General features: G+C 66.9%; 5 protein-coding genes. 3 read left to right on the forward strand and 2 right to left on the reverse strand.

The annotated features are described in order from the left end of the window. A partial coding sequence (locus tag OERS_RS20245; RefSeq protein WP_248948796.1) for an aminotransferase class V-fold PLP-dependent enzyme occupies positions 1 to 391 on the reverse strand: 391 nt, incomplete at its 3' end. A 341-nt stretch (positions 392 to 732) separates the two neighbouring features. Between OERS_RS20245 and ctaC the strand changes: the two genes are divergently transcribed. Genes ctaC through OERS_RS20260 form a run of 3 tightly spaced genes read left to right on the forward strand, consistent with a single transcriptional unit; the run spans position 733 to position 3,856 of the window. After that, positions 733 to 1,644 carry an aa3-type cytochrome oxidase subunit II gene (gene ctaC, locus OERS_RS20250; RefSeq protein ID WP_056651265.1) on the forward strand — a complete coding sequence of 304 codons (912 nt, stop codon included), beginning with the start codon at positions 733 to 735 and terminating at the stop codon, positions 1,642 to 1,644. Beyond that, a complete protein-coding gene (gene ctaD, locus OERS_RS20255; protein ID WP_068627777.1) occupies positions 1,644 to 3,461 on the forward strand; it encodes an aa3-type cytochrome oxidase subunit I in 1,818 nt (605 codons plus the stop codon). Before ctaC ends, ctaD begins: the two co-directional genes overlap by 1 nt. Further along, a complete protein-coding gene (locus tag OERS_RS20260; protein WP_056651272.1) occupies positions 3,458 to 3,856 on the forward strand; it encodes a cytochrome c oxidase subunit 4 in 399 nt (132 codons plus the stop codon). Before ctaD ends, OERS_RS20260 begins: the two co-directional genes overlap by 4 nt. 611 nt (positions 3,857 to 4,467) lie before the next feature. Here the strand turns inward: OERS_RS20260 and OERS_RS20265 are convergent. Then, positions 4,468 to 4,592, reverse strand: a 125-nt coding sequence (locus OERS_RS20265) for a Fe-Mn family superoxide dismutase (protein WP_248948798.1), incomplete at its 5' end; no start/stop codon positions are given.

Consider the following 4,592-nt stretch of genomic DNA (forward strand, 5'->3'; position numbering starts at 1 on the left):
TCGTGGAGGGGTCGGGGGCGGTGGGGGTGACCGAGGACGTCGCGAGCTCGGCTGCGTGCAGGACGGCCGCGCGCTCGACCGCCGAGACGACGATGCCCGGTCCAGCCCGCCGACGCCCGAGCGCGACCGCACCGACCGCCGCGTGCAGCGACGCGGTGTGCGAGGACGAGAAGTGGATCTCCTCGGTGCGGGCGCCCAGGCCCGCCGCGACGGCCTCGCGTGCGCCGTCGAGCAGCACGGCCGCGCGACGTGCCTCGGCGTGCAGTCGACGTGGATCTGCCCAGCCGTCGTCGAGCGCCTGGTCGAACGCGGTGCGGGCGAGGGGGTGCAGGAGCGCCCTGCCCCCGTTGTCGAGGTAGACCCGACGCGGGGGAGTGGTGGTATCCGTCACATGTGCTCCTGAGTGGCGTGGAATACGGTGGGGAGTGCTCCGCGGGCCCGTCGATCGGCGGACTTTCATTGGAGATGCGCCGAATGTGCCGAGGCTGCTTCTCACAGTCTGCACGGTAGCGCGAGGCTCGGGCGAAGCGACGATCTGACAGAACGGTCAGAGGTGTGCCGAACCCCGTGTTTTCGGGGAAAGTTGGCGGATTGGTCACGTTCACAAGGCGCGTTGACGGCGCGCGGGAGGGCATTCAAGCGCTAGGCTCTGTGGGTCGAGGACGAAGGTTCTGCGGGGACCTCGTGGAGAGATCGAGCCCCCCTGTCGGACGTTGAAGTGAAAGGCCCCCCTTGCACTCGCAATCCCCTAGCCGCACACGGCGAACCATCCTGCGAGCGACGGCAACCGCTGTCGCTGTCGCTGCGGTGGCGTCCGGTTGTGCCAGTGAGACCGTTCAGCGCGGATTTCTCCCCGGATATTCCGACGGTGAGGTGACCGACCAGACCGCCCGCATCACATCGCTGTGGAACGGGTCCTGGATCGCGGCACTGATCGTCGGTGTCATCACGTGGGGACTGATCCTGTGGTGCGTCGCCGCCTACCGCAAGCGCAAGGACGACCACGTCCTGCCCGTGCAGACGCGCTACCACCTGCCCCTCGAGATCATGTACACGGCTGTGCCGATCGTCATGGTGCTCGTGCTCTTCTACTACACCGACCGTGACATGACGGCGATCAAGGATCTCTCCGAGACCCCTGACGTCGAGATCCAGGTCATCGGCAAGCAGTGGAGCTGGGACTTCAACTACCTCACGGACGACGTCTACGAGTCCGGCCAGCACGAGGCCAACGTCGGAGACCTCCGTTCCGAGGACGAGATCGAGGGTGCCCCGGGCACCGCGACCTCGCTGCCGACGCTCTACCTGCCCGTCAACGAGGTCGTCCGCTTCAAGCTGGACTCCCGCGACGTCATCCACTCGTTCTGGATCCCCGCGTTCCTCTACAAGATGGACATGATCCCGGAGCGCACCAACGAGTTCCAGGTCACCCCCACGCGTGAGGGTGTCTACGCCGGCAAGTGCGCCGAGCTCTGCGGTGAGCACCACTCGGGCATGCTCTTCAACGTGGCCGTGGTCTCCCGTGCGGAGTACGACGCCCAGATGCAGAAGCTCGAGGACAAGGGCCAGATCGGCGAGCTCGGGCTGGACCTGAACCGCCTCCAGGACCCGAACCAGCCCGTCGTCACGGAAGGTGAGAACTGATGGTCGCGCAGGCCGAAGTCATTCCCGGTCTCGCCCCGAAGCGCCAGACGCTCGGACGAACCGTCATCAAGTGGGTCACCTCGACCGACCACAAGACGATCGGGTACATGTACCTGATCACGTCGTTCATCTTCTTCTGCATCGGTGGCCTCATGGCCCTCGTGATCCGTGCCGAGCTCTTCGAGCCCGGCATCCAGATCGTGCAGAGCAAGGAGCAGTACAACCAGCTCTTCACGATGCACGGCACGATCATGCTGCTGCTGTTCGCGACCCCGCTGTTCGCGGGCTTTGCGAACGTCATCATGCCGCTGCAGATCGGCGCGCCCGACGTCGCGTTCCCGCGACTGAACATGTTCGCGTACTGGCTGTACCTGTTCGGTGGGCTCATCGCCTCCGCCGGCTTCTTCACCCCGCAGGGGGCCGCGTCGTTCGGGTGGTTCGCGTACGCGCCGCTGTCGAACACGACGTTCAGTCCAGGAGCTGGTGGAGACCTCTGGGTCTTCGGCCTGGCGCTGGCCGGGTTCGGAACCATCCTCGGTGCCGTCAACTTCATCACGACGATCATCACGATGCGCGCCCCGGGCATGACCATGTTCCGCATGCCGATCTTCACCTGGAACACGCTCGTCACGAGCCTCCTGGTCCTGATGGCCTTCCCCCCGCTGGCCGCAGCGCTGTTCGCGCTCGGCGCGGACCGTCGCCTGGGTGCGCAGATCTTCAACCCGGAGAACGGTGGCGCCATCCTCTGGCAGCACCTCTTCTGGTTCTTCGGGCACCCCGAGGTCTACATCATCGCGCTGCCGTTCTTCGGCATCGTCTCCGAGATCCTGCCGGTCTTCAGCCGCAAGCCGATCTTCGGCTACAAGGGTCTGGTCTACGCGACGATCGCGATCGCTGCCCTCTCCGTGACGGTGTGGGCGCACCACATGTACGTCACCGGTGCGGTCCTGCTGCCGTTCTTCGCTTTCATGACCATGCTCATCGCAGTTCCGACCGGTGTGAAGTTCTTCAACTGGATCGGCACCATGTGGCGGGGCAAGCTCACGTTCGAGACGCCCATGCTCTGGTCGATCGGCTTCCTCGTGACCTTCCTCTTCGGTGGTCTCACGGGAGTCATCCTCTCGAGCCCCGCGCTGGACTTCAGCCTCTCCGACTCGTACTTCGTCGTGGCGCACTTCCACTACGTGGTCTTCGGCACCGTGGTGTTCGCGATGTTCGCGGGCTTCTACTTCTGGTGGCCCAAGTTCACGGGTCGCATGCTCAACGAGAAGCTCGGCAAGCTGCACTTCTGGCTGCTGTTCATCGGCTTCCACGCGACCTTCCTCGTCCAGCACTGGCTGGGTGTGGCCGGTATGCCGCGTCGTTACGCGGACTACATGCCGGAGGAGGGCTTCACGTGGATGAACCAGGTCTCGACGGTCGGCGCCTTCATCCTCGCCGCCTCGACCCTGCCGTTCCTCTGGAACGTCTACACGACCTGGCGCAACGCGCCCAAGGTCACCGTGGACGACCCGTGGGGCTACGGGGCCTCGCTCGAGTGGGCGACGTCCTGCCCGCCGCCGCGGCACAACTTCACCTCCCTGCCCCGGATCCGTTCGGAGCGCCCCGCGTTCGACCTGCACCACCCTGAGGTCGCGGCCATGGACCACGCGGAGCCCAACCCGAGCGTCCTGCAGCAGGTCTACGGCGATGCCGACCGCCGTGGCGAGACCGCAGCCGCCGTGGACCGCGTCGAGGGCACCGAGCGTTCCAGCTCGTCGACCTCGACCATGATCATCGACGAGCCGCGCGACGGCGAGAAGGAGGACGGCAAGTGAAGGTCGAATCGAGGCTCCACCTCTTCCTCGCACCGTTCTTCCTCCTGGTCGCGCTCGTCTACGGGTTCTGGAGCCACTGGGAGCCCGTCGGCTCCGCAGCGCTGTTCCTGACCTTCGGCCTCGCGGCCATGATCGGTGGCTACCTGGCGCTGACGGCCAAGCGCATCGACGCCAGGCCAGAGGACGACCCGGACGGTCTCATCGAGCAGGGCGCCGGCGACCAGGGCGTGTACGCGCCCTGGAGCTGGTGGCCGCTGGCCATCGCCGGTGCAGCGGCGATCGCCTTCCTGGGCCTCGCCCTGGGCTGGTGGATCTTCGGCATCGGCGCCGTCCTCGGCGCCGTCGCACTCGTGGGCTGGGTCTTCGAGTTCTCTCGCGGACAGCACGCGCACTGATCGACTGAACGTCACGACGGGCCCCGTCTCCCTCTGGGAGACGGGGCCCGTCGGCGTTCCCCGGCAAGAAGCGCGGACTCCTGCTCACGTTGCACGAGGGCGAGTCTCACGTGCGCGATCGGCGCTCCGCCCCAGGGCGTGATCGTTGCCCTGGGGCGTCGCCGGAAGAGTGTCGGTGTGATCGAGGAGAAGGGGCGCTGCTCGACCTGGACGAGAACCCTGGTGGTCTGCCGGAGGCAAGCAGGAAGAGCATCGGAGAGACCGCGAGGGCGACAGGTGCGGTCACCCACGACCACGCGGACCGAGCAGCCTCCCTCCGAGCTCCGTCGTCCGAGGAGGGGAGGCGGGAACAGGAACCGGCGTCGCCGTCTTCCTGGCCGGCAGGTGAGCGCGCCTTGTTCGTCGACCCTGACCGGTGCATGCACCGTCCCGGTCTGCCGGCGGCGGCGACGAGCGGGACGGGACGCCTCGACGTGTTCACGTCCGACGGTCGAGCCGTGCTGGTCGGCGCGCTGCCGAGATCGGTGCGCTGTGGACGTACCCGGACGACGCACGGGCCGCACAGGCACCCCGAGAAGGGGGCTGTGCGGCCCGTGGGGCGACGCAGAGGGTCAGGCGGGGATGATGAGGCCTTCGCCCTGGGTGCGGGCGCGTGCGAGGCGTGCGTCGGCGTCTGCCCAGTTGACGAGGTTCCACCAGGCGGTGACGTAGTCGGCGCGCACGTTCTGGTAGTCGA

Origin of the sequence: Oerskovia enterophila (assembly GCF_001692445.1) — a bacterium.
GTDB lineage: Bacteria > Actinomycetota > Actinomycetes > Actinomycetales > Cellulomonadaceae > Oerskovia > Oerskovia enterophila.

Coding starts and splice junctions, on each gene's coding strand:
- ctaD (WP_068627777.1), top strand. CDS start 1,644: ATGGTCGCGCAGGCCGAAGTCATTCCCGGTCTCGCCCCGAAGCGCCAG.